We start from the raw sequence: 22,767 nt of genomic DNA, 5'->3' as shown, positions 1-22,767 counted from the left end.
GGGGCTGGGCACCGTCTCCGTCGCCGCGGTCTCCGTGGCGTTTCCGTTTTCCCTGTTCTTCGTGGGGTTGGGGCTGACCTTCGGCGCAGGGGGCGCGTCGCTCATCTCCCGGCTGCTTGGTGCGGGGGAGAGACGGCGGGCGGAGGCCGTGGCCTCGACGGCGCTGTTCACGGCGATCGGGGCCGGGGTTGTCGCCGGGGCTCTGTGCCTGCTTGCCGTCGTCCCGGTTCTGCGCCTCATGGGGGCAACGGAGACCGTTTTGCCCCACGCGCGCGTCTACGCGGTGCCGTTCATACTCAGCGCGATCCTCGGCGTGGGCAACGTCGCGGCCGGGAACCTGGCCGTAGCGCAGGGGGCGGCCGGAACCTCGCTGGCGGCGATGACGGTCGGCGCCGTCCTGAACATGATTCTGGACCCCATCATGATTTATTCCCTGGACATGGGGGTCCGCGGGGCGGCGGCGGCCACTCTGATCTCTCAGGCGGTCACCGCTCTCCTCTACCTCCGCTTCTTCGCCGGGGCCGGAAGTTACCTGCGGCTCTCCCTCAAAAACTTCTCCCCGACTCGGAGAATCTATGCCGATGTCCTGAGCGTCGGGAGCTCCGTCCTGCTGCTGCAGCTTTTCTCCGCGCTCTCCATGAGCCTGCTCGTGAGGGCAGCGAGCGCTTACGGCGACGAGGCGGTCGCCGCGGTGGGGATCGTCCTGAGGATCGTCACGCTCGGCATGTTCGTCGTCTTTGGGTTCATCAAGGGGTTCCAGCCGATGGCGGGCTTCAACTACGGGGCCGGGAACCTCGCGCGTCTGAACGAGACCGTCAGGACCTGCCTCCTCCTGACCACGCTCTTCTGCCTGGCCTGGACGGCTGCGATCCTGTGCCTCTCCGGGCCGATCCTCTCCCTCTTCAGCCGCGACGCACGCGTCCTCGCCGTCGCCGGGCGGGCCCTCCTCGCCAACACCGTCCTGTTCTTCTCGCTGGGTTTCCAGTTCACCTGCTCGACCCTGTACCTGGCCTGCGGCAAGGCCCTGGAGGGCGGTTTTCTGAGCGCGGGGCGCCAGGGAATCTTCATGATCCCGCTGCTCCTGGTCCTCCCGCGCCTGTTTGGCCTGGACGGAGTGCTCTACGCCCAGGCGGGCGCCGACCTCCTGACCACCCTGGCGACCCTGGCCCTGATCCGCAGGGGCCTGCCCTCCGCTGAGCCGTCGGAGCCCGGAGGTTCCGGCGCTTCCTGAAGAGCGGCGGAGCGCACACAGGCGCATGGGTTCCGGCAGCGCCAGGAAAACGGGTACAGCGTATTTTTTGGTCCGTTTGAGGAGCTTCGATCCCCGGCACTCGATTACCGAGGAAGACCGTCTCCGGGAAAAAGTTTGGGGCGGTCTTCGCCTTCTTCAACTGTGACTTCGGGCCGAGGTGTCGACGGCAAGGAGGAACGCCCGTGCAGGCTGTGTCAGTCCGCGAAGTGCCTGAGGCACAGGCATTCCGACGCGGAGGCGACGGCGCGCCGGACCGACTGCCGGAGCAGGAAGCGAAGCTCCCGGAAGTTTCCCGGAAAATTGCGGCGCTCGATATATTCAATGGCGTCGAGGCTGATAAAACGGACCTTCCTGTCGGGGTTGACCTCCTCGTCCTGCAACGTCAGACTGACAAGCAGCCGCAAGTCCCTTTTTCGCTCCCGAAGGGGAGGGATCGTGATGACGTGATCGAATCGGCAGAACAGGTCCTCGCGAAAATCCCCCTCTCCCCTGTCGATCCTCCTGTTGGTCGCTGCAATGACGACGCAGGGAGCGCTTACCTTCTCTGTGGTCCCGCGCGGGAGCACGTTGCCGTCATCCATGTAGGTCAGGAGCCGTGTTTGGTTGCGGGGTTCCATGTCCCCGATCTCGTCCAGAAAGACCACCCCGCCTTGAGCTGCGACGAAGACCCCAGGACGGTCCTCGTCGCATCCCGTATAGGCCCCCTTTTTGGAGCCGAAGAGCTCGATGTCGATCAGGTCGTTCGTATAGGCCGAGATGTTCAAACGCTTAAAGCGATTCTCCGCACCGGGGAACAGGACGTCTGCCGCAGCGCGCGCCAAAAGAGACTTGCCGCAGCCCGTCTCTCCAAGAAGCAGCAGAGATGGGGGACGCGTATTCGGCGTCAGAGGCAGTCGTTTTCCGATGTCACCGAGGGCGTTCTTAAATTGACGGGCCATCGTCCGCGTCGAGGGGTCCGAGAAAAGGCTGACGAACCCGACCCGATGTTGGGCCGTGAGCTTTGCCTTCCAGTCTACAGGCTTGCGGAAGCTTTCCTCCGCACCTCCCCCCTGCCGCATGGATTCGCGGGCGAGTTCCTTGACGGCGGAAGCGAGATCGCCGAATTCCTCATAATCCCACTTTTCTCCGAGCCTTGACAGACGGAAGAGCCCTCGCACATCCCATTGGGGATCTGCGAGGACATCCGCCGTGTCGTCATTCCATTCGTCGTCCTGCAGCAGCAGGATTGTCGGCATGGGACCTTTATCCAGAGGCTTGCAGTTTTTCAGCGTTTTCGGGGACGCGATGACGAAGAACGCGGATTCAATGTTGGGAACAAAGTCGTAGCCTGGTTCCCTGAGTTCTTCCTTGCCTGAGGTGCTCAGGCTCTCGAAGGCCTTCTTCAGAATCTCCATGCATTCCTTATATTCTGTCTTTTTTCTGTCGAAATGCAGGTAGATGCCAATGCTTCGCTCTGTCAATTTTTTATTCGTCATTCGACGGATTCCCCTCCGCTCCAGATATCCCATTTTGACCATTCGGCCAGCTTTTTACGTTGGAGCGTCGAAGGCGCGTAGTGAAAATCGGTTCCCGCTGAAGCGTTCAAGTCCTTAAAAAAGGCGTTGATCTCATCGGGAAGCCAATCCTTGAGCAGCTTCCATTCCGGCCTGCCGATGCCCCGCCTCTTCAATTGCATCTTGAGCCATTCCCGTTCCAGAACTTCCGGATTCTTTTTCCCCTGTCCCATGATAAAAAGATCCAGAGGGGTCAGCGTCCGCTCCACAATCAGCCCCACCCGGCCAAGCTGATCTATCCAGGAGACGCCCTTCCCGTTTTCCTCGTTTCCCCTGCAGGAATCCGAGGGCGTGCAGGAGCCGGAGGATACCGGGGAGGGTTCGTCCGCATTCATGCTTTGCTTTGTGAAAAACTCCCGAAGGAGCCATGGGGCCGTTGTCTCCGGGAAATCCGTCCCCATCTGTGAGCGGAGGTAGTCGAGCAGGTTCTGAAATTTTCGCCTGAATTGCTCCCGCTGCGAAAGGTGATAGCCAAACCGGTCTGCGGCCCAGACGATGCGTCCACCGCACCACAGCCAGATGGGTCGGACCAGGGTGGAAGGACGGGCCTCTCCCTCATGGTACGACGAGTCGCTGTCCAGGTCGTCGTCTGGCGCCTCGTCCTCCTCGTCATCGGAAGCGTCGTTGACCTCCACGTCCAGCTCCTCCTCGAAGCGTTCCTCGTCCGGCTCCGTGTCGTCATGGATAAATCCCCTCCCGGTACGAAAGGCGACGTTTTGCTGGACAGCCCGATTCCCGGCGACCTGCCGGGGCGTGGTCCCCACGATCTGTCGAGTCATCGATCCGATCCTCCCCAAAGCAGTCTGCTCTTGATGGTCTTGAAATCGTCGGTAAAGGACGCACCCCCCAAAAGGGGTTCGATACGTTCATGGGCCAGGGCGGACAGATAGCGTCCTTCGCTGTCTGAGGCCTCCGCGTCGAGCCCCCGCGCCAGGCTCTGTCTCAGAGCCAGTTCATAATGGATCAACGCCTGCGGAAGCTCTTCAAAGGCATCGCTGTCGCCCTTCGCAAGGACGTCCAACATTTTACCAAGGCGTTTTTTTATGTCGTGCGTTTCGGGTCCCTTGATGAAGTTCTCTCTCAGGCCGGCGATTTTGTTATCGTTATCCTTTTTCCTGTCAGCGCTTTTGTTGTCCTTTTGCGGGGCGGCGATTTTGTTCCCCTGGGGGCCCCCGCTGACGTCGTGAAAGCGTTTCATCGCCAGCTGTGTCCCCCGTTCCCCTATTGCCTGAGCGGCCGTGAGGCCGACGAATGCGCCGATCTCGACGGGGTGGGGGATATCCAGAGGTTTTTGAGACAGGTCTGCGCCGCAGCAGAGCGCACAGACCCCCTCGTCCGGGGGACACGCACAGAAAAGGGGGGAGCGCAGAACCAGGCGGTTCTTGTTTGCCAGGAGATGCTCTTTGAGCTCATCGTCCGAGATGTCGAGACCCTCCTTCCAGAAGGCGAGGACGGCCTTCAGGTCGTCTTTGCTGAGAGAACGCGCTGTTTGCCCTGCAAGCGTGCGCCCCCAGGCCACTCTCTCCAAGTCCCGTTCGAGCTTCCCCAGGGTGGGCAGGGTAAAGGTTTCCCCGTCCAGTGACAGGGTCAGGCACTCTTTTTGCTCCATTCTGGAGTACCCCACCTCAAGACCCTTTGCCGTTCCGCAGTCCTCGCGCTGGACCCGAAGCTCAAACAGCCCCTCGGCGAACTGACGTGACAAATACCCGGCCTCGGCGACGGCCAGTTTTTTCTGCGCCATGGAGTCCCGCGAGGGGTAGCTGTAGAGAAACATCTCGTCCTCCGTCAGGCCCCTCCAGAAGTTTCCCCGGATGTAGGGTTTGTCCGGAGTGCCCTTGATTTTGGTGATCTCTCCGATGGCCCACGTCATGTGGCGCACGTCGCGAACCTTTCCCTTGGCCCCGGACGCCACCATCCGGGCAAGTCCAAGGTCGGGGCGCTCCCTGAAGAAAGCCGCTATGGCCGCCTCGGCGTCCTCTTCCTTTTTCCCCTCCTTACAGGGCAAAAGTTGATCGAGACAGGCGGCCAGGCGCTCGAACTCCAGAGGGGTCAGGGTCGCCGCCCCGGTCGATGCGCTGCATACGGCGTGTTGCAGCCTCCCCAGCAGGGCGCTGCGCTCCGCCCAGGAGCGGGAGGCTGTGTGCCGCAGAAGGACGGGCAGGAAGTCCTCCAGTTTTTGGGGGCGTTGGCCTGTGGGGTCGTCGAGACCGGCCTGAGCGAGCCATTTGTCCCTGTCCGCCTTGTCCAGGTTCCACCAGCCCAGGGCCAGGTCCAGCCCCGAGGCCAGGGCGGGAGCCCCGGTCCCGACGAGGCCGGGATCGTTGGGAAGGGAAAATTTTTCGAGGCTCCCTGAGCTGGGATGGGGGAGAAACACTGCCATGGTGTCCCCATCGAAATCGGCGTTGAACCCCGCGGTGACGAACGGAGGAAGTCCGATGACGGGCTCGTTCCAGCAGCGGACCCGAAACGCCTGGAGGCTGTGCCGGTGCAGGCTCGGCTGGCGCACCAGAAAGGCCCAGAGCTCGTATTCTGTGCATAATTTCTGGTCGCAGCGCTTCGCCTCCTCGTCGGACCATTCCCTGCAGAGGGGGTCGTTGACGTAGGAACGGACCTTGAACGGAGGTTCCGAGAACAGGCTCCCTGCGCGTTCGTCCTCGTACCCGTCCAACAGTTCGGTCAGCATCATCAGGGGCAGACGGACCTCGTGCAGGGCCAGGTCCGGGCAGGGCACGATGACGGCGCGGGCGGAATGGTTGTAGCGGCGTCCCAGGAGGTGGCGCCGCGGCACGCCCTCCTTGCCGGACAACAGAGCGACGAGCTGTTCGCGGTAACGAAGGAACGCCATAAGCTGCTTCTCTTTGCCCGTGGCGTGCAGAATTTCGCTGAGAGCGGTCCTCAGGCCGGGGAAGAGCCGCAGGAGCTTCGGGTCAACGTACAGGTTCCCCTGAGAGCCCAGGAGAGATTTCAGTTTTTTGGCTTTATCAAGGAGGCTTTTCAGCCTTTTTCTGGCCTTGGGGTCTTCTGTGTTTTTGAGTTGGGCATTTTTCAATTGCTCGATTTGTTGGTCCAGGAACGCTTCCATGGAATGGGGGGACCCTTTGGAGTCCGGGTCCTTATAGCAGACAAGCTTCCCTGCGTCGTCCGCGTTGCCGTCGTCCCGGGTGCGATTCAGGAACGCTCTCAGGGATTCCGGTTCCGTCTTGTCCTGCTTGGCGGAGGCTGCTTCCGGCGCCCTGCTGACCCGGAGGACGTCCCGGCCGGCGTCAAGCGTCAGGCCGAGCGACCGGTAGATCCGCTGCATCAGGTCCCTTGTCCTGGCGAAATCCCCGGTGAAGTGTGCGCGCATTTTGAAAAGGACGTCGTCCGCCCCGTGGCTCAGAAACGACCAGTTTTCCATCTCGCCAAGCCGCTGGCCGGTTCTGGAACCGCACACCGCCGGCTGTCCCGATGCCTCCTGGATCGGCCCTTCGGCTCCACGAGCCTGAAGCTTTTTCAGGGCGTGGTGGTGCAGGCGGCAGAAATACTGCCAGCCCGCAAACGCGCGAAATTCCCGATGGCCGTTTTCCGTCGGGATCGACACGGGGAAGGCCCCCCATTCGTCCGCGCCGGCGCGGCGCATGAGTTCGGACAGGTTCTCCTTCTGCTTCCCCTCCAGTTCGTCGTCGTCCGGTATTCCCTTCGGAGCGGATTTCAGAAGAACGGAATGCGTCATCTCCCAAAGTTGCCCCAGGTTTTTGCGCCCCATGATCGAGCTGGGAGAGATGATCAATTCGGCTCGATACTCCCTGCCCCCTATGCGCACCTTCGGCATGGCCTCATCGGCAAGGATGCGGGTGACGACCCCTTTGTTGCCGTTCCGGCCCGTGAGTTTGTCGCCGAGTCCGAGAGGGCGCTCCACGCGAAAGGTCCATGTCAGATCCAGCGTCACGCGTATCCCTCTGGAATTTTCCGTTCCCGATGGACGGGACAGCCTCACGTCAACGTGAAAGCCGCCCTTATCCAGCGTCCCCGGCGCGTGGTGGTCGTAAAGGACCCGGGGCAGGGGGCAGGGCTTGAGTGAGCCGTGCCGATCCCGCTCTTGAAAGTTAAAGGCAGGAATCGGCAGCGGGGCGCCGTAAAGGTAGCGAGGCTCCGGGACCGGGGTGCTGTCACGGATGGCCGAAGCGATATCGGGGACGTTGAAATCGGCCTCCCGAATCCACCGTTCGCAGGTTTTTCGGATCGTGTGCGTCCCGTTCCGGATAAAGAAGTGCCGGGCCAGGGATTCCGATACCACGAGCCCGTCCTCGTAGGTGTAGCCCTCGAACGGCATGACCAGGGTCAGAGCGTTCAGTCCAATGGGGGGGCTGAGACGCCCGTTCGAGTCCAGAGAGCCTTTGAGGGCGGGAATGAAACGCGCGCGCTGTCCCTCCAGGTATCCGGGGACGATGGGAGGCTCCGCACCCTCGATTTCGATCTCGGCCTGTTTCATGTTCTTGCCGCCCATCATCAGACGGGGACCGTCCGTGTGAAGGGGGTAGGGGATCATTCCAACGGCGATGGAAAAGAGGTAATCGTCATTTGGCTTGATCGAACCGTCGTTTTTCACCTCGGCCCCTGCGGCCAGTTGAAGGTCCAGTCCCGTGCGCTTGGACTCAGGGGTCTGGAAGGGACAGAGCCGTCCTCGGTGGCTCTCGTGCGGCAGGCGCAGCCTTCCGTGGCTTTCGACGCCCCAGAGCCCGATGCAGACCTGGCGCTGCCCTTCGAGCCTCAGCAACGGGTTTTCCCGATGGGGGGACCCGATTTTCGTCAGCAGGCGATGGCGTTTCCGGGAGCTGACCCAAAGCGCGTTGAGTCCGGCCTCCAGGCGGACGAATGCCTTCAGGTTGACCTTATCAGCCTCCACGGAGTGGGCAAACTGCCCCCAAAGCCGTTCTGCGTCATGCCACCAGAGCTGGGAAACCCTCCCTTCATCCAGATCTGGAGCAAGTTTTAGCCGTGAGCGATCCGTTTGGTAAGCGCTGGGAGAATTTTCCTCGCCCTCCCCGCCCTCCGTCCTGGAAAAGCCTTTCAGCGTGAAGATATGGGCCGAAGCCCATTTCGTGTCCGTTGCGCCGTCTGTGAGGTCAACAAACACGTGGGGTTCGGAGGGAAGCAGCCAGTGCAGGGTCAGAGAGCCGTCCTCGCCGAACTCGGCGGCCAGTTTCCGGAGCCTCTGGCCCTTTAAGGTCAGGCACAGCATCCGGAATTCCTGAGGCCGCTCCAACGCCCTTTCCTCAACGGCAACGGAGATGCCGCAGGGCAGAAAATCCCCGAGAGACCGTTCGAGGGAGCGGCTCAGGGAAGCCCATTCCGGGACCTTCAGTCTCCGCCCCTCAGTCATGGGATCCCTCCGTTGAGGTCCTGGCCTTGAGGATCAGGTGCTCCTCCAGGACGGATTTCGCCTTTTTATATTCGCCCTCGATGTCTTGTTCGATCGACTCCATGATTTTTGCAGTGTTTTCGTTGCACATTGTGGCATCGACAGGATACAGCCGAACGCTCACCTCTTTATCCGAATCCCGGACCGGAAGGACGAAGCCGACGCTCTGGTGCTTGTAGAAGTGCAGGAACTGCTCCCACTTGAAGGCGACGCGGTTGGCCAGGGACAGCCCGGCGAAGGACAATGCCTCCTCGGTCTGAATTTTCCCCCAGTCCCCTTTGGCCCGATCCTCCGCAGACGGGTGCTTCTGACGGAGGGCATCGAGGGCTTGGAACACCCCAAGGTAGATGGCCCTGCAGGACGTTTTGATAACCTCGTCCTCGTCAACGAAGGTCCCCTCGAGCACCTGTTTCACGTCCAGCCTGCTCGTGGCCTGTTTCAGGTCTGAAAAAGGCTGTGCGATCTGCTGCGGTAGGGCGAAGGCCTCGAGCTGGGCGCTGAGAAACTTTGCCTCGTCCTGCGTCCGGTCGAGCCGCGCCCTCAGGTACTCCCTGCTGATGACGCGGTCGGACTGGACGTCGCAGCCGTCGATGACTCGCAGCAGCGCGGTCGCCTTCAGGATGCCGTCCGCCGTGAAGGGAAGGTCCACGTTTCCGAGGGCCTCCTCGAAACGGACCTTGAGAGGGCGGAGGGTTTCCTTGAATTTTTCCTCGCCGTAGAGGAGTTTCCCGACGGAACCGATGAGTTCGGAGGGCTTCCCGTCGCCGTCCATGAGCGCCGTGTAGCCCCTGTGGTGCTCCGATAGAAAGGGCACGCAGAGTTTGAGAAAGCGGAAGGGGTCGCAGTCGTGTTCCTCCCCGAAAAATCTTTCGGGATACTGGCGGAGAAGCTCACCCGTCAGGAGGTGATGGACCTCGCGCACCGCGGAGGGAAAGAGCCCCAGGGGAAACGGGGTGCACCGCCCCGGCGTGGGTCTGACGGGGAAGGAGAGCGCGGTGTGCCCGATATCGTGGAGGTAGATGCTGGCGATCAGCAGGGCCAGCAGCTCCGGTTTTTCGGGGTCCTCCCCCAGGCTCAGCAGCGCTTCCATCTGGGGCCCGGCGCAGCGGAAGAGGTTCGAGGCGAACTCCATCAGGCGCTTGGAGTGGCGGCGGCTGTGCTCCACCGTCTCGGGGATCTGATCCCCCATCCACAGCTCGGCCCAGTTCTCGGCAAGGAGCCTTTCCAGGTGCTGAGCCAGACGGCGCCCCCTGTCTCCAGCGTTCCGCAGGCGGTCGAACAGGGCCGCCCCCGTGCCGCAGGGCTGACGGCGCCCCCTTTCGTAGCTCTTGATGAGCATGGGGGCGAGGGGGCGCGTGTCGGAGACCCACTGGGGGACCCCCAGGTTCGATTCCAAGTCTTCCCCGGTCTGGCCCTTTCGTGAACCGATGGCCTTGAGCAGGCTGATTTCCTCATCCAGCGTCCCGATCGCATAGCCCAGGGGGATGTGCATGAGTTCGAACGCCTGAGGGCCATTCTCAAAAGTGTACAGGCAGGGTATGGAGTGAAGTTGCGCGTACATCACCGCGAAGGCGACGATGGACTTGTAGCCCCCGGAGGTGCAGAAGACCGGCTGTTCCGGTCCCTTCTGGTCCACTTGGCGGTCGAATTCCTCAAAGAGCACGGCGACGGAGCGGAGAAATTTTTCGCGGTCTGCGACCTCGATCTTGGTGGGGAGGATGTCCTCCAGGCCGCATTGTATCCTTGTGGGGAAGAGATGTTGGGCCGCGTTGAGGTAGATGCGGGCGGCGTGGGCCGTCAGCCTGGACGGGACGTCCTCCGAGGGGAGCAGCACGACGTGCAGGGTCTCAATCTGTTCCCGGTTGTCCTTGAGCCAGTGGACGAGCGTCTGGATCTCGGCCGTGGGGAATGTGAATTCGTCGAAAGTCTGAGGCAGGGCCTGGGAGTCCAGAAGTTCGATGGCCTTGAGCCGGCGGGGATTTCCCATAGCCCCCGTCCGCATTAGCTCGCACAGTGGAGAATCCAGGCCCCCTTCCGATTCCTGCAGCAGTTTTTCATTGTTCTTATTATCCCACAACAGGTTTTTGCCGTCGTTACAGCGATAGTTGAATGAGGTTCCGACGGTACAGATCATCCGCACGTGCTTTTTGTCCACGGTCCTCGCCCCCATGTTCGATTCGTATCCAAGCTGGCATATCATCTTCTCGTTATTGTACTATACTTGGGTGTACACGGCAGGGTATTCCTGATTTTTCACTGATATATCGTCTATATGAATAGGCTTTAGCGAATGGGGTCCATGAGGACGGATTTTAAGGAAGGATGGTGTGAGTTGGATGAAGACAGAACCAGCGGGCCTTAAGGGGGACGGGTCGATGAGGGCGTTGACGGTGACCACCTGCGGAACCAGTCTCCTGACGAATGGAGCGGACCGGGAGGATATTCCTTTCCTTCGGAGCAACGCCAACAAGCGGGAGGAGGAGTACAGCGCGGAGGACAGGGGCAGACTGCTGGCGTTGGTGGAGGAAAGGCGAGGGCACCTTTTGTCCGCGAGGGATGAGGCGGAGATCCGCAGGCTCTCGGCGGAATTGAACGGCTTTATCGGGTGCTATCGCAGGGCCGGAGGTTTGGCGGACGCGGCCGGCGATATGCATTTCCTGATCTGCACCGATACCTTCCAGGGGCGCCTCACCGCAGGTTTGTTGAGCGACTGGGGGGAAAAACGGGGCATCAAGATGACCGTCCAGCCGATCGAGGACCTGAACACCCGCGACATGAGCGCTTTCAGGCTTGGGATCAACAATCTGGTGGAGTGGTGCAGCGCGGTGCTGCCAGGATACCGCCAAGCGTCGTGGCGTATTCTGTTCAACCTCGTTGGGGGCTTCAAGTCGCTTCAGGGCTACATGCAGGCCCTGGGGATGTTCTACGCGGACGAGACCCTCTATATTTTCGAGGCCGGGGGGGAGCTTCTGAGCATCCCAAGGCTGCCTGTAAACTTTGACGAGAGCGCCAGGCGGTCGGTTGTGGACAACTTCTCCGTCGCCCGGCGCCTGACGTGGCAGTCCCTTCCCATGGAACAGTGCTCCGGGCTGCCCGAGACGATGCTGGATATCGTTGACGGCGAGTGCACCTTCTCCGCCTGGGGGAAATTGATGTTCGATCAGGTTTCGGCGAAACTGTACGGCGAGAGGCTGCTTCCTCCGCTGTCGGACCGAATCCGTTTCAGCAGCGCAACGGAGAGCGAGGCCGGCAAGCTGGACCCCGACAAAAAGGTCCTCTTGAACCGGGCTATCGACAACCTGTCCCGTTTCCTTGAGAACGGGACCAACCTGAGCAGCTTCGACTTCAGAGCGCTGAAAGGAGATCCAAAGGAGGACTCCACGCACGAGTTCAACCTCTGGTCAACGCAGAATGCCTGGCGGGGCTTCTGCCACTACGCCTGCGAGGAGGGCAAAAAGGTCATCGTGGTGGACTCCATCGACGCAGGGATCGGGCATTAAGGTATGGCGGTCAGGAAGGGGGATCGCCCGGAGCACGGTCCCCCCTTTGGCGCTTTTAATTTCGACGCGTGCCGTGCTTCGTCGGGGGCGGCAGGGAAGGATGGCTTGTATTCCAGGAATGGAACGAGGAGGGAAAAGCTCTCATGGTTATGAGAAATCAGGAAAACCTCAGGAGGCTTGAAAACGGCGACGTCATCAGAGTGTACAGGAAGTCCTTTCACTACGATCACTATGGAATCTACGTGGCGATGGACAACAGCGTCATTCACTACACGACCCCCAAAAAGGAAGGGGACGGTAATGATTCCGGTATTTGCGGGGATAGTTGCGGGATAGTCCGCGAAACCAGCCTGGATGAATTCCTGGACGGCGCCGAAAGTTTTGAGGTCTGCCGCTACCCCGAAGAGGGGTCGTGGCGCCCTCTGTGGTGGGCACGGGAAACCTTCGAGGTAAGGCGCGACGAAGTAAAGAAAAACAGGCCGCCCTTCTGTGAAATGGCTCAGAACTCTCCGGGGGGCCAGGCAGTGCAAAACGCGAAGAGTCTCCTGGGAGAGAATAAATACAACCTGGTGTGGAACAATTGCGAGCACTTTGCCGTTTTCTGCCGGTATAACTATCGTGCTTCCGGCCAGGTGCAGGGCTGGGTGGGGGCAGCGGCGGTATTCATTGCCATTGTTGTTGCCATTCCTCTGGCCCTCTTGGAGCTCGGAAAAGCGAGAAATGAGGACTCAGACAGCTGAAGTCTCCGATCCCGCTCCTGAATGAGCGGTCGAGGGTACACAGGGGAGGGGGCGGGCTTCCTTCGTCGGGTATTGTAAGGGGATCGCCAGAAGCACGATCCCCTTTGAATACTTTGATTTTGAAGTGTGCGGCGCTTCCCCTTTAACGCCCTCTCCTGTGTCCTCAGAGGAGGAAGCCGGGGTCGCGGTCTATGGGATGACTTCCGTCGATGTGGATTTTCCCTGAGTTCCGGAAATCCTTCTCGTCGGAGAAAAACCTGATTTCTGCCGTAACGTTTTCAACGGTCAGCCTGTTCCCTTCCTGGTGCGTTGAGACGCTCTCGACGGTATCCCCGTTCTCCTTGGTCAGCAGCGCCCGGTTGAAGCAGAGCTCCGTGGCGGACTTCTGCCGGAAGAACATCTTCAGCGACCGGTAGGGGGTCCCTTCGGCATTTTTCAGGAGGATGCGTGCAAAGACCTGGGGCCTGTCGATGATGTCGGCGTTCCCCTTGCCCGCGAAGTTGATGCCCAGGTAAAGGCCCTTGCCCTCGGAGGTAAAATTGGTCTCCTCGACATAGGTGGGCAGCTCCTCTTCGGGGTTGATGTTTCCGTAATCCGCCTCGACCAAAAGGTTGAAATCGTTGCGGAAGCGCGGGAGCCAGCGGTCGCCGTCGTCCGTCGCCAGGATGCCGATGCAGCGGCTGCGCCGCATGGTGTCCAGAGGATTGCAGCGGATGTAGTTGCCCTGGAAGGTGATGGACTTTCGGGCGTTCTCCAAAAGGCCCTCTGCGACAACCGTTTTTGCCTCCATCTCCATCCGCATGTTCTTTTGAAGGTCCTGCTCCCCGGCCGGGGTCTCCAAATAGCCTTTGGCGGAGTCCTCAGGGCGGTCGTCAAAGGAGTATTCCAGAGGCCAGATGAAGTCGTTTTTAACGGGAGCTTTTTCCCTGGGGATGCTCTCCTCCAGGAGCTCCCTCAGGCCCAGAAGGGCGCTGGACCTTCCGGAGACCAAAATGAGGTCGAGTTCGGGCTTGGCCCGGCTCCAGGCGGCGATTCGCTCGAACACGGGGCGGAAAACTTTTTTGACGATGTCCTTCAGCTGATCCTGGGTCAGGAGGGACTCGCTGTCGCCTGGGGCCTTCAGCGGAGTTCCTGACAGTAAAGGAGTCCAGTCTATGGAAAAGCTGGGGTTTTCCCCCAGATGCCTTTTTGCCGCTTCCGCGATGTCGAAGAACTCCGATATCTTGGAACGCCTGTAACGGGATAGGATCTGTTTTTGATCCCCATCCAGGAAGGTCTCGTCGATTCGGGGATCGTTGAGGTTCGTCCTCAGCCAGTGGCTGGCCTGCTCCTGCGACATGCCGCTGTTGACGTTATGCTCGCGGATGCGGTCCTTCAGTATCTCTGCGATGCGCCGTGTGATCTCGAGTCCGCCCTGATCGAGGGCAAAGTACAGCTGGATGTCGGACTCCACGATGGGGCCCATCTTCGTCTCGTGTTTCAGCGTCAGCCAGACGATGTCCGTTGTGCCCGCTCCGAAGTCGAGAGCCAGCACGTTGCGCTCCATCCTGTCGCCCTCGTCGTTTTCGGTGCGGTAGGGTCCCATCAGGCTCAGGATATCTACAGGCGGCATTTTGTTGAAACGTCTTGCCAAAAATCCCACGAACGCGGCGGAGGCCTCATCCAGCGCGTACCGGCTTTGCAGGATGGCCTCCGGCCTCCAGTTGGCGACGTAGTTTCTCAGGGCGCTGCGAGCCAGGGCCTTCTTAAGACACTCTTCATATTTTTTGACCTGATGCTTCAGCCAGACCACGGGATAAGACCAGCTGAGGCTTTTTAGGGGCCCCCTGAAGCCCTTTCCACACCCATCCAGGATGGAAAGGCGGTGGGCCGTCATCTCAAAAAGAGCAAAGAGGTAGTTCTCGATGTCCTCGTCCGACTGCGGATCGTCGTTGAGTCCCAGCGACTTCTTCGGCGAAAAGACAAAGGTGTGCAGCACCCTTTCGGAAGCCGTGTGCCGGCTGGCCTCCAGGATCAAGAGTGCCTCGTCGCCAATCACGATTTTGTCTTGCCCCTCATAGCCCCTGACCTTGCAGAAGAGAGAGGGAATCCAGGGGGTTCCCCTGCGAGGCAGAGGGAAGCGGTTGCGCAGCATGTCGGGCGGAAGATTCAGGGACCTCTTCTCCGTGCTGTCGTTCCCCTCCTCCCAACGGATCACTTCCCAGGAGGCTTCCCGTTCGCTCTTCATGTTCGAGAGGTCCGGAACGAGCGTTTCATGCTCCCAGGGGCACAGATCCCTCAGAAAAAGGTCCTGCGACTCGTCGGGATTGCCGTCGTAGTTGACGATGGACAGGATGCTAGCAGAGGTCCCGAAGTCGAGAGCCATCAAAAACCCGTCCTCCTGGCGGACGTCCGTTTCGGAGATGTGGAAGGCAATCTGTGGTGGTCTGAAGTGCCACTCCCTGGACCTGAGAAGCCCCCCCAGGTTGGAAAACGAGTCCACCGGTTTGGCGGAGGGTTCCCAACCGGGATGGTGGGGCAGGAATGCCAGGCGGGGCAGGGAGAGCAGAAGGACTTTTTGCCCTTTGTAGAATTGCCCTATTTCTTTGATGAAAGCCGTGTTTTCGGAAGACACGGACTGCGGAGAGAGCAGGAGGGGGCAGTCGTTGGTTTCGGGCCTCCACTCCAGAAAGAGGGTGCACTCTTTCGCGTCCGAAAGGGCATAGCCCAGCCTGAGGGGAAGATCGTCAGCCGGAACCTGAGAATACTCAAGACATTGCCCTTCCCTGTCGATCGAAAGTTCGTAAAGGCATTTTTCCCACAGTTCCTTCGGCAAGATGGAGGCGAGGGGCAACGGCGTCCCGGAGCGCCGCCAGCAATCCGGGCCGGGGGCCCCATTCAGGACGTACGCAAAGACGTTTTTTGACCTTTGAGACGTCTCAAAAAAACCCTGGGCCGTCTTGGACTTTCTTTCGGAGGACGTGCAGCACTCGCAGCGAAGGGCAAACCGTTTTGGGGAGCGTCCCTGGACGGAAACAAAAGGCAGGCTCATGATTGAACATCCTCCTTGACAAACGAAGTCGTGTTCTCGAATAACGTGACCACAGGATCGTCTTGCAGGCTTTTGAGGCAGGCGGCGCATTCCGAACGGGCTTGCTCGAACAGGCTTGAAACCTCCGGCCTCTCCTCCGCCAGGTGGCTTTCGTAAATCTCCCTGAGCAGCTCCATCTCGTCGGGATCGGCCTCAAAATAATTCTGGGCCAGATGCGACCGGGTCGCATTGTCGATGTCCCTCAAAAACTCGACGATCCCAGGGAGCCTTTCCAGGGCTGCCGCCATGAGTATGGTCATTTCGCCCCTGTTTTCCTCAAAGGCCCCTTTTTTGGCGTTGAACAGCCCGGCGATGGCAGGGGTGTGCAGCAGGCATTGTCTGAGCGTGGCGGACAAGGCCTGTCTGTCTTCCTCATTGATGTTTCGAGTCCATAATTCATTCTGCAGCGTGTCCGATACGACGGCGTTGAGGACGTCCTGCTCGCTGCATGCCGGCCTTGAACGTCCCCGAAGCTCAACCTGATTGTTTTGGCTTGCCTGCTCCAGAAGACGCCGGCAGTTCTGCCCGAAATGCATTTTCTGGTCGTAGCGTCCTGTTCCAAGGATCTTGCGGACCAGTTCGGATGCCCGCGCGATCTCCTCTTCGGCTTGAAAATTGGCGCGCGAGAGGGAGAATCCGGCGAGGAAGTTTTTGTAAGAGGCCAGGATGTCCTCCAGAAGTTTTTCCCGTTCCCTGGCATGGGCGATGGCGACGGGGCCGCGTGAGGCATAGTTGACGATGCTTTCGGTCAACAGCTCCAGGCCTTTGTCGGAAGGATCGAGAAAAGCACACAGGGAACGGACGAGCCACCTTTTGAAGGGGGAGAGATCGACCTGTCTGTTTTCGTACGCGATGTCGTCGCACTCCCGGACCAGAGACAGGACGCACCTTTCGGCGTCCGAAAGGTCGTTTTGTGGGGCGCCGTCGAGAACCCCGCACAGGCGTTCGGACATCTCGGCTCCGGACCCGCTGGGGACGCTTTGCGTGAGCCTGTTCAGGAAATCGTAATCCCTGTCGTAAAAAAAGATGGGGGGCCAGGTGGTGATGTCGTCCTTCTGCACAATGGGGGGCGTCCCGTCGGGTGCCGTGGCGAAGAGGGGCATCAGGATGTTCTTGTACAGCATCCGTCCAAAGCTGTTGTTCTGTGCCGCGATGTCCTCCTCGTCCTCTTCCTCGTCAAGCGCTCTCATGGCATTTTTAAAGAGCTCCGTCGCATGGGTCAGGAGCACGAAGAGCCGGCCTTCCGATTCCGACCGGCATCGCCGGGCCCAAGGGTACATGACGTCCTCCTGAAACTGACCGCCGATGTTGATGGAGCTGGGCTGCGAGGAGGCGGTGAGCAGCAGCATGTCCAGCTCGTTGACGGCGACCTGAAAGACCTTGGTGTTCTTGACCTTCTTCCAGTCGCCAAAGTCGCCTTGCTTGGTGGAGTCCGCGCCGGGGGAGTCGACGATATCCACCTCGGCGAGCACCGATCCAGCCCTGCCGCAATCCTCGGAACGGACGTCCATCGGAATGCAGATCTCTCTCGCATGCCACTGAATGTCCTCAAAACGAACGGCGCCCCTCCCCGTCTCGTCCAGGACGAAGATACCGTCCACCTCCTGAAGAGAGCGCGTTTCGTCTCCTCCTTTGTCCTCTGCTTTGTCTTTTCTATTGCCGTAGACGGGGAAGCGGGCCAGGCAAAAGACGCGGTCCTGATCGTCCCGCCTGACCTTGAAAAAATCTCTGTCGGGACGCGGTGGCCTTGGGGAGTCCTCTTGCAGGTCGCCGCTCATGCAATTTTTGTCGAGGAGGGAGACCTCGATGGAGTTTGAGGTGTCGTCATCCCGTTTGGAGGTGATCCTCACCAGGCAGGCGGTCGTGTCCTCGGTGCCGTAGGGAAGGGCCTTGAGAGGGACCCCTTTTTGTTTTTGGTTTTACCGAGCCAGGAATTAAGAAGGGTTGTCTTGCCGGCTCCCCGTCTTCCCATGACGCAGAGGCTGGGGCGAAGAAGCACGCAGCGCTCAAAATCGGACAACTCCCTGTTCATCCTCTCGATCCGGGCACCCCAGGTTTTTTGATGACAGCGTTCGAGGGCCTGGTTTTGTGCGACGGCTCTCAGCATCACGGTGTTGATCTCCCCGATGTGTGCGCGAATGGCTTTACCCGTCTCGGTCAGGGCTGCGATGAAGTTCTCCCTGTGTTCAATCGGGTGCTGTCTCTCGTCCGTTTTTTTGACCTCGTCCATGTGGATTTGCCTCCGTTCCCGCTCAATGTCGATGGAGCGTAACAGTTCCTCCGAACGCTCCGCCGTGTTCTTGTTCTCGAGAGATCTCTTTCATCATCACGTTCCTTATTTTATCGTATAACACTCCGCTGTGCACCTGGCCCCCGATAAGACTCATGACTCGTGTGGTGTGATGGCGCAAAGTATGCCGGAGGAGATGAACGTCTTTGGCTTTGGAAACGGTGTTTTTCACCGGTCCCTTCTTTGGCGTTTGTTCTGCCATCCTTGGTGTGTTCGATACATGGGGTGCAGGGCTTTGTGCTGCACCCCGCAGAGGGGATGGGGTGAAAAAACGGCAGGGACAATGCGGCATGGCTTCTGAGTGGCATGAAAAAGCATCGAAAAAACGATTTTTTGAGAGGCCGGGGAGGGGGTGAAAAAAAGAGGGCTTAAAGAAGCTTGCTCAACGTATTTTTTCGTGATACACTCAGCACGTCGGAAACCTCGGAAGGGGATTGAAACCCGGGTGGTCAAACGGCACACCATCCCACTGGCAGCTCAGCACGTCGGAAACCTCGGAAGGGGATTGAAACCATACTGACCGGCCTCCTCGTCCATTCGCGAAATGCTCAGCACGTCGGAAACCTCGGAAGGGGATTGAAACTTACCCAGCTTTCCGGTTGGAAGAACTGGGTATCTCAGCACGTCGGAAACCTCGGAAGGGGATTGAAACGCTAAAATGGCTATGGAGTATCATCTTAATAGTACTCAGCACGTCGGAAACCTCGGAAGGGGATTGAAACGAATTCCATAGTAATTAATCGCCTGCAGGCAACTTCTCAGCACGTCGGAAACCTCGGAAGGGGATTGAAACACAATCAACCAGCTATATGATCCTTCCCCCGTTCTCAGCACGTCGGAAACCTCGGAAGGGGATTGAAACAGTAGTGAAAGGCCTCTTGGGCCTGCTCGAGAGCTCAGCACGTCGGAAACCTCGGAAGGGGATTGAAACATCGCTAGATTCAGTTACTGCCTCCAACTGTTACCTCAGCACGTCGGAAACCTCGGAAGGGGATTGAAACAATTCCTCGACCTGATCTTTCGGGATTAGGCCCCTCAGCACGTCGGAAACCTCGGAAGGGGATTGAAACGATCCACTGAACCACTCGATGAGTTTGATGAGCTCAGCACGTCGGAAACCTCGGAAGGGGATTGAAACCTTTGACTGTGGCTCATAGTAGATCCTAAGAGCCCTCAGCACGTCGGAAACCTCGGAAGGGGATTGAAACTCAACCCGTCCAGTAGCACTCGTATGATCAAAACTCAGCACGTCGGAAACCTCGGAAGGGGATTGAAACTAGCACGGTGAAGTTTCGTTTTCAATAAAGTAAACTCAGCACGTCGGAAACCTCGGAAGGGGATTGAAACAAGATGAAGACGCTGATGCCTCTTGAGTAAAATCTCAGCACGTCGGAAACCTCGGAAGGGGATTGAAACCTGCCTGTCCTGATAGGGACGATCTTCTTCAAAAACTCAGCACGTCGGAAACCTCGGAAGGGGATTGAAACTCTTCGTGGATTCTGAGGGAGAGCCGATCGAAAACTCAGCACGTCGGAAACCTCGGAAGGGGATTGAAACAGTAGGGTATCGCCAGCAAATTCCCAGACGATACCCCTCAGCACGTCGGAAACCTCGGAAGGGGATTGAAACCTGTGACGCGGATAAAGGCGCCACGCCGGTTCATCTCAGCACGTCGGAAACCTCGGAAGGGGATTGAAACGGCTAGGTCCGAGATTAGTCCAGTAATACTCCCACTCAGCACGTCGGAAACCTCGGAAGGGGATTGAAACTCCCTATTCGGGCAGGCGCTCTTCACGAGCTGACTCAGCACGTCGGAAACCTCGGAAGGGGATTGAAACTCGGATGGGGCGTCATGTTAATGACGCTCATTGCTCTCAGCACGTCGGAAACCTCGGAAGGGGATTGAAACCAGGAGGCCAAAAGCTTCGTACTTCCTGCATGGCCTCAGCACGTCGGAAACCTCGGAAGGGGATTGAAACTGTTTATGGAAGTAAGAGCTCTTCCGTTAACATCTCAGCACGTCGGAAACCTCGGAAGGGGATTGAAACGTCACGTACCTCATTCAACTTGTAATTGACGAGGCCCTCAGCACGTCGGAAACCTCGGAAGGGGATTGAAACCCATCAACTTCTTCACAAGAAGCGCGCCCACCTCAGCACGTCGGAAACCTCGGAAGGGGATTGAAACACGGGCTTGAGCGTGACTTCATTGCCACGCCCCTCAGCACGTCGGAAACCTCGGAAGGGGATTGAAACCTTGGTGCCGGTGTCGCCGGCACCGTGGTCCTTCTCAGCACGTCGGAAACCTCGGAAGGGGATTGAAACTCCCGGGTTATTATTCATAACCCGGGCAGCCGCCTCAGCACGTCGGAAACCTCGGAAGGGGATTGAAACACCTCCGCCGGGACAAGGAGATCGGCCCCATACTCTCAGCACGTCGGAAACCTCGGAAGGGGATTGAAACACTGCCCCAGGGACTGGCAGTAGAGAATTTTGCCTCAGCACGTCGGAAACCTCGGAAGGGGATTGAAACCCCCTCGGAATCCGAGGGGGAGGTTTCCTCCGTTCTCAGCACGTCGGAAACCTCGGAAGGGGATTGAAACAGATAGTTGTTTCGGCCTATCTCCAGTAGGCGTCTCAGCACGTCGGAAACCTCGGAAGGGGATTGAAACCCTTTTCAGAATCGTCACGTACCTCGTTCAACTTCTCAGCACGTCGGAAACCTCGGAAGGGGATTGAAACAAACTATATCTTCTTGCACATCTCCATCAATCGCTCAGCACGTCGGAAACCTCGGAAGGGGATTGAAACCCCGCTCTCCCTTTTTCTTAGGATAGTCATAAAATCTCAGCACGTCGGAAACCTCGGAAGGGGATTGAAACGCTATTCGCCAAGAGAGCGGCACCCGATGATGGCTCAGCACGTCGGAAACCTCGGAAGGGGATTGAAACCTGTTGAAAACTAAACTTCATCATCCTCTTCACCTCAGCACGTCGGAAACCTCGGAAGGGGATTGAAACTCAGGAGAAAGTCTACCCCAAAAGATCTTCTCGCTCAGCACGTCGGAAACCTCGGAAGGGGATTGAAACGAAGGTATACTTCTCTCTTCCTGTTGTACCTTTCTCAGCACGTCGGAAACCTCGGAAGGGGATTGAAACACCCCGACTGCTGGGTCATTACGATCTTCCTCCCTCAGCACGTCGGAAACCTCGGAAGGGGATTGAAACCCAAGCTCTTTCCACGTAATCATTTCCTGATTCTCTCAGTACGTCGGAAACCTCGGAAGGGGATTGAAACAGGGAACATCACCGCAGCAATACCGTACTTATTGCCTCAGTACGTCGGAAACCTCGGAAGGGGATTGAAACAGGGAACATCACCGCAGCAATACCGTACTTATTGCCTCAGTACGTCGGAAACCTCGGAAGGGGATTGAAACACGGTCTGGTCGGTCGCCTTCGCGCTGGTAATGTCTCAGTACGTCGGAAACCTCGGAAGGGGATTGAAACATCTGGGCGCTTCCTACGATGTTTTGTAGGAAGATCTCAGTACGTCGGAAACCTCGGAAGGGGATTGAAACGTCGATAGAGGAGTAAATCTTATTTCATTTAGAGCTCAGCACGTCGGAAACCTCGGAAGGGGATTGAAACGCAACTAGTGCCGCAACCCTTTTTGTCCGTGTTCTCAGTGTCAGTGCGTCCAGTGACGCGCCCTGGGTGCGAGAGGGCTGGTTTGCTATAATGAGACCAGGAGCTGAAGGGATGGGGGGATGGTGCGGATGCTGGTCAACACGCCCTACGACGACGTGTTCCGAACGCTTCTGAACGATTGTTCGAGCCTCATTATTCCTATAGTAAACGAAATCTTTCACGAGTCGTACTCCGGGGACGAGGCGGTGGAGTTCTACTCGAACGAGCACTTTATCAACGGTCAGGATGGCAAAGAGCGTGAGCGCATCACGGACTCGTGCTTCGGGATACGGGGCAGGTCGCTGAAGAAGTACCACATCGAGTGCCAGAGCACGTCGGACGACACGATGTTGGTCCGGATGTTCGAGTACGACGCGCAGATCGCGCTGGATGCGGGCGAGGTCAACGATGGTGTGTTGACGGTGCGTTTCCCCGCGTCTGCGATCCTGTACCTTCGGTGCCGCGCGACCACGCCGGACGTGCTGACGGTCCGCATCGAGCTGCCCGGCGGAAGGTCTGCGGCCTACGATATCCCGGCGATGAAGGCCCAGCGGTACACACCGGAGGAGATATTCTCCAAGGGGCTGTTGTTTCTCATCCCCTTCCGCATTTTTGCGCATGAGGGGCGATTTGGGAGGTACGAGAGGGACGAGGGGCTGTTGCGGGACTTTCTGTCGGAGTACGCGGGGATACGGGATCGGCTTGAAGGGCTGGCGGAGAGTGGGCAGTTGACGGAGTACGTGAAGCGGACGCTTGAGGAGATGTCGGGCAAGGTGTTGGAGCACATAGCCCGCGGACACGAAAAGGTGAGGGAAGGAGTGAAGTCCATCATGGGAGGCAGGGTGTTGGAGTACGAGGCGAAGACGATCCTGAGGGAGGGCATCGCTCTGGGCGAGGCCAGAGGGCTGGCCAGGGGCGAAGCGAAGGGTATCGCCTCGACGGCGCGGCGGATGTTGATGCGGGGTGTCCCGCTGGAGCAGGTCGTTGACTTCACCGGGCTGTCCCTCGGCGAGGTTGAGGCGCTGAGAGGCGAGTCCGGAAACTGAAGCACCGACTTCAGAGGACAACCCCTCCGGTCCTTCGGACCACCTCCCCTTTCAGGAGAGGCTTTTGGCCCCCTGCAAGGGGGCTGTCCCGCAGGGACTGGGGGGTGTCGGGGAGGCAAACTTACGCAGTAGGTTTCACTGAAAACATTGGTCTGACATCTCCCGCCAACGCCGAAAGACGACAATAAATTGTCCTCTTTCGGCACAGCCGACCGACCGGTCGCCGC

13 protein-coding genes and 1 CRISPR repeat array are annotated in these 22,767 nt (G+C 58.9%); of the genes, 6 read left to right on the top strand and 7 right to left on the bottom strand.

Features of this window, described 5'->3' with window-relative positions; genetic code table 11:
- On the top strand, window positions 1–1,231 hold a 1,231-nt coding region (locus SY1_RS09585; RefSeq protein ID WP_208873621.1), incomplete at its 5' end, for an MATE family efflux transporter.
- Window positions 1,232–1,446: 215 nt separating this feature from the next.
- Here SY1_RS09585 and SY1_RS09580 read toward each other — a convergent pair.
- From SY1_RS09580 to SY1_RS09565, 4 genes are read right to left on the bottom strand one after another with little or no spacing between them, the layout of a single operon-like run.
- Window positions 1,447–2,727: a sigma-54-dependent transcriptional regulator gene (locus SY1_RS09580; protein ID WP_015556897.1), complete on the bottom strand. Its 1,281-nt coding sequence runs from the start codon at window positions 2,725–2,727 to the stop codon at window positions 1,447–1,449.
- The gene (locus SY1_RS09575; RefSeq protein WP_015556896.1) at window positions 2,724–3,584 is read right to left on the bottom strand and encodes a hypothetical protein; all 861 of its coding nucleotides are present in this window, start codon (window positions 3,582–3,584) and stop codon (window positions 2,724–2,726) included. Before SY1_RS09575 ends, SY1_RS09580 begins: the two co-directional genes overlap by 4 nt.
- A complete protein-coding gene (locus SY1_RS09570) occupies window positions 3,581–8,167 on the bottom strand; it encodes a DNA-directed RNA polymerase, beta subunit/140 kD subunit (RefSeq protein WP_015556895.1) in 4,587 nt (1,528 codons plus the stop codon). Before SY1_RS09570 ends, SY1_RS09575 begins: the two co-directional genes overlap by 4 nt.
- Window positions 8,160–10,361, bottom strand: coding sequence for an HD domain-containing protein (locus SY1_RS09565; RefSeq protein ID WP_208873619.1), 2,202 nt, complete (start codon window positions 10,359–10,361; stop codon window positions 8,160–8,162). The genes SY1_RS09570 and SY1_RS09565 overlap by 8 nt, the downstream gene beginning before the upstream one ends.
- Before the next feature lie 220 nt (window positions 10,362–10,581).
- Here SY1_RS09565 and SY1_RS09560 point away from each other — a divergent pair, with 220 nt between their 5' ends.
- Window positions 10,582–11,706 (top strand): CRISPR-associated protein, encoded by a 1,125-nt coding sequence (locus SY1_RS09560; protein WP_015556893.1) that lies wholly within the window; start codon window positions 10,582–10,584, stop codon window positions 11,704–11,706.
- Between the two features lie 68 nt (window positions 11,707–11,774).
- On the top strand, window positions 11,775–12,446 hold the full coding sequence (locus SY1_RS09555) for a lecithin retinol acyltransferase family protein (RefSeq protein ID WP_208873615.1): 672 nt from the start codon (window positions 11,775–11,777) through the stop codon (window positions 12,444–12,446).
- 163 nt (window positions 12,447–12,609) lie between these two features.
- Here SY1_RS09555 and SY1_RS09550 read toward each other — a convergent pair whose 3' ends face one another.
- Both SY1_RS09550 and SY1_RS09545 read right to left on the bottom strand, forming a co-directional pair.
- Window positions 12,610–15,261, bottom strand: coding sequence for an Hsp70 family protein (locus SY1_RS09550; RefSeq protein ID WP_208873612.1), 2,652 nt, complete (start codon window positions 15,259–15,261; stop codon window positions 12,610–12,612).
- Window positions 15,262–15,473: 212 nt separating this feature from the next.
- Window positions 15,474–16,577, bottom strand: coding sequence for a hypothetical protein (locus tag SY1_RS09545; RefSeq protein ID WP_208873610.1), 1,104 nt, complete (start codon window positions 16,575–16,577; stop codon window positions 15,474–15,476).
- A gap of 153 nt (window positions 16,578–16,730) precedes the next feature.
- Between SY1_RS09545 and SY1_RS09540 the strand changes: the two genes are divergently transcribed.
- The gene (locus tag SY1_RS09540) at window positions 16,731–17,333 is read left to right on the top strand and encodes a hypothetical protein (RefSeq protein ID WP_208873608.1); all 603 of its coding nucleotides are present in this window, start codon (window positions 16,731–16,733) and stop codon (window positions 17,331–17,333) included.
- Window positions 17,334–17,362: 29 nt separating this feature from the next.
- Here SY1_RS09540 and SY1_RS09535 read toward each other — a convergent pair whose 3' ends face one another.
- On the bottom strand, window positions 17,363–17,746 hold the full coding sequence (locus SY1_RS09535) for a GTPase domain-containing protein (RefSeq protein ID WP_015556890.1): 384 nt from the start codon (window positions 17,744–17,746) through the stop codon (window positions 17,363–17,365).
- 212 nt (window positions 17,747–17,958) lie between these two features.
- Between SY1_RS09535 and SY1_RS09530 the strand changes: the two genes are divergently transcribed.
- Both SY1_RS09530 and SY1_RS09525 read left to right on the top strand, forming a co-directional pair.
- Window positions 17,959–18,162, top strand: coding sequence for a hypothetical protein (locus SY1_RS09530; protein ID WP_208873606.1), 204 nt, complete (start codon window positions 17,959–17,961; stop codon window positions 18,160–18,162).
- 49 nt (window positions 18,163–18,211) lie between these two features.
- Window positions 18,212–21,455: direct repeats of the CRISPR family, unit length 36 nt; unit sequence CTCAGCACGTCGGAAACCTCGGAAGGGGATTGAAAC.
- A 119-nt stretch (window positions 21,456–21,574) separates the two neighbouring features.
- Window positions 21,575–22,540, top strand: coding sequence for an RpnC/YadD family protein (locus SY1_RS09525; protein ID WP_015556889.1), 966 nt, complete (start codon window positions 21,575–21,577; stop codon window positions 22,538–22,540).
- Window positions 22,541–22,767 lie beyond the last annotated feature (227 nt).

This window comes from Fretibacterium fastidiosum, assembly GCF_000210715.1.
GTDB classification, from domain to species: Bacteria; Synergistota; Synergistia; order Synergistales; family Aminobacteriaceae; genus Fretibacterium; species Fretibacterium fastidiosum.
This window is presented reverse-complemented; position numbering and strand designations above follow the sequence as displayed.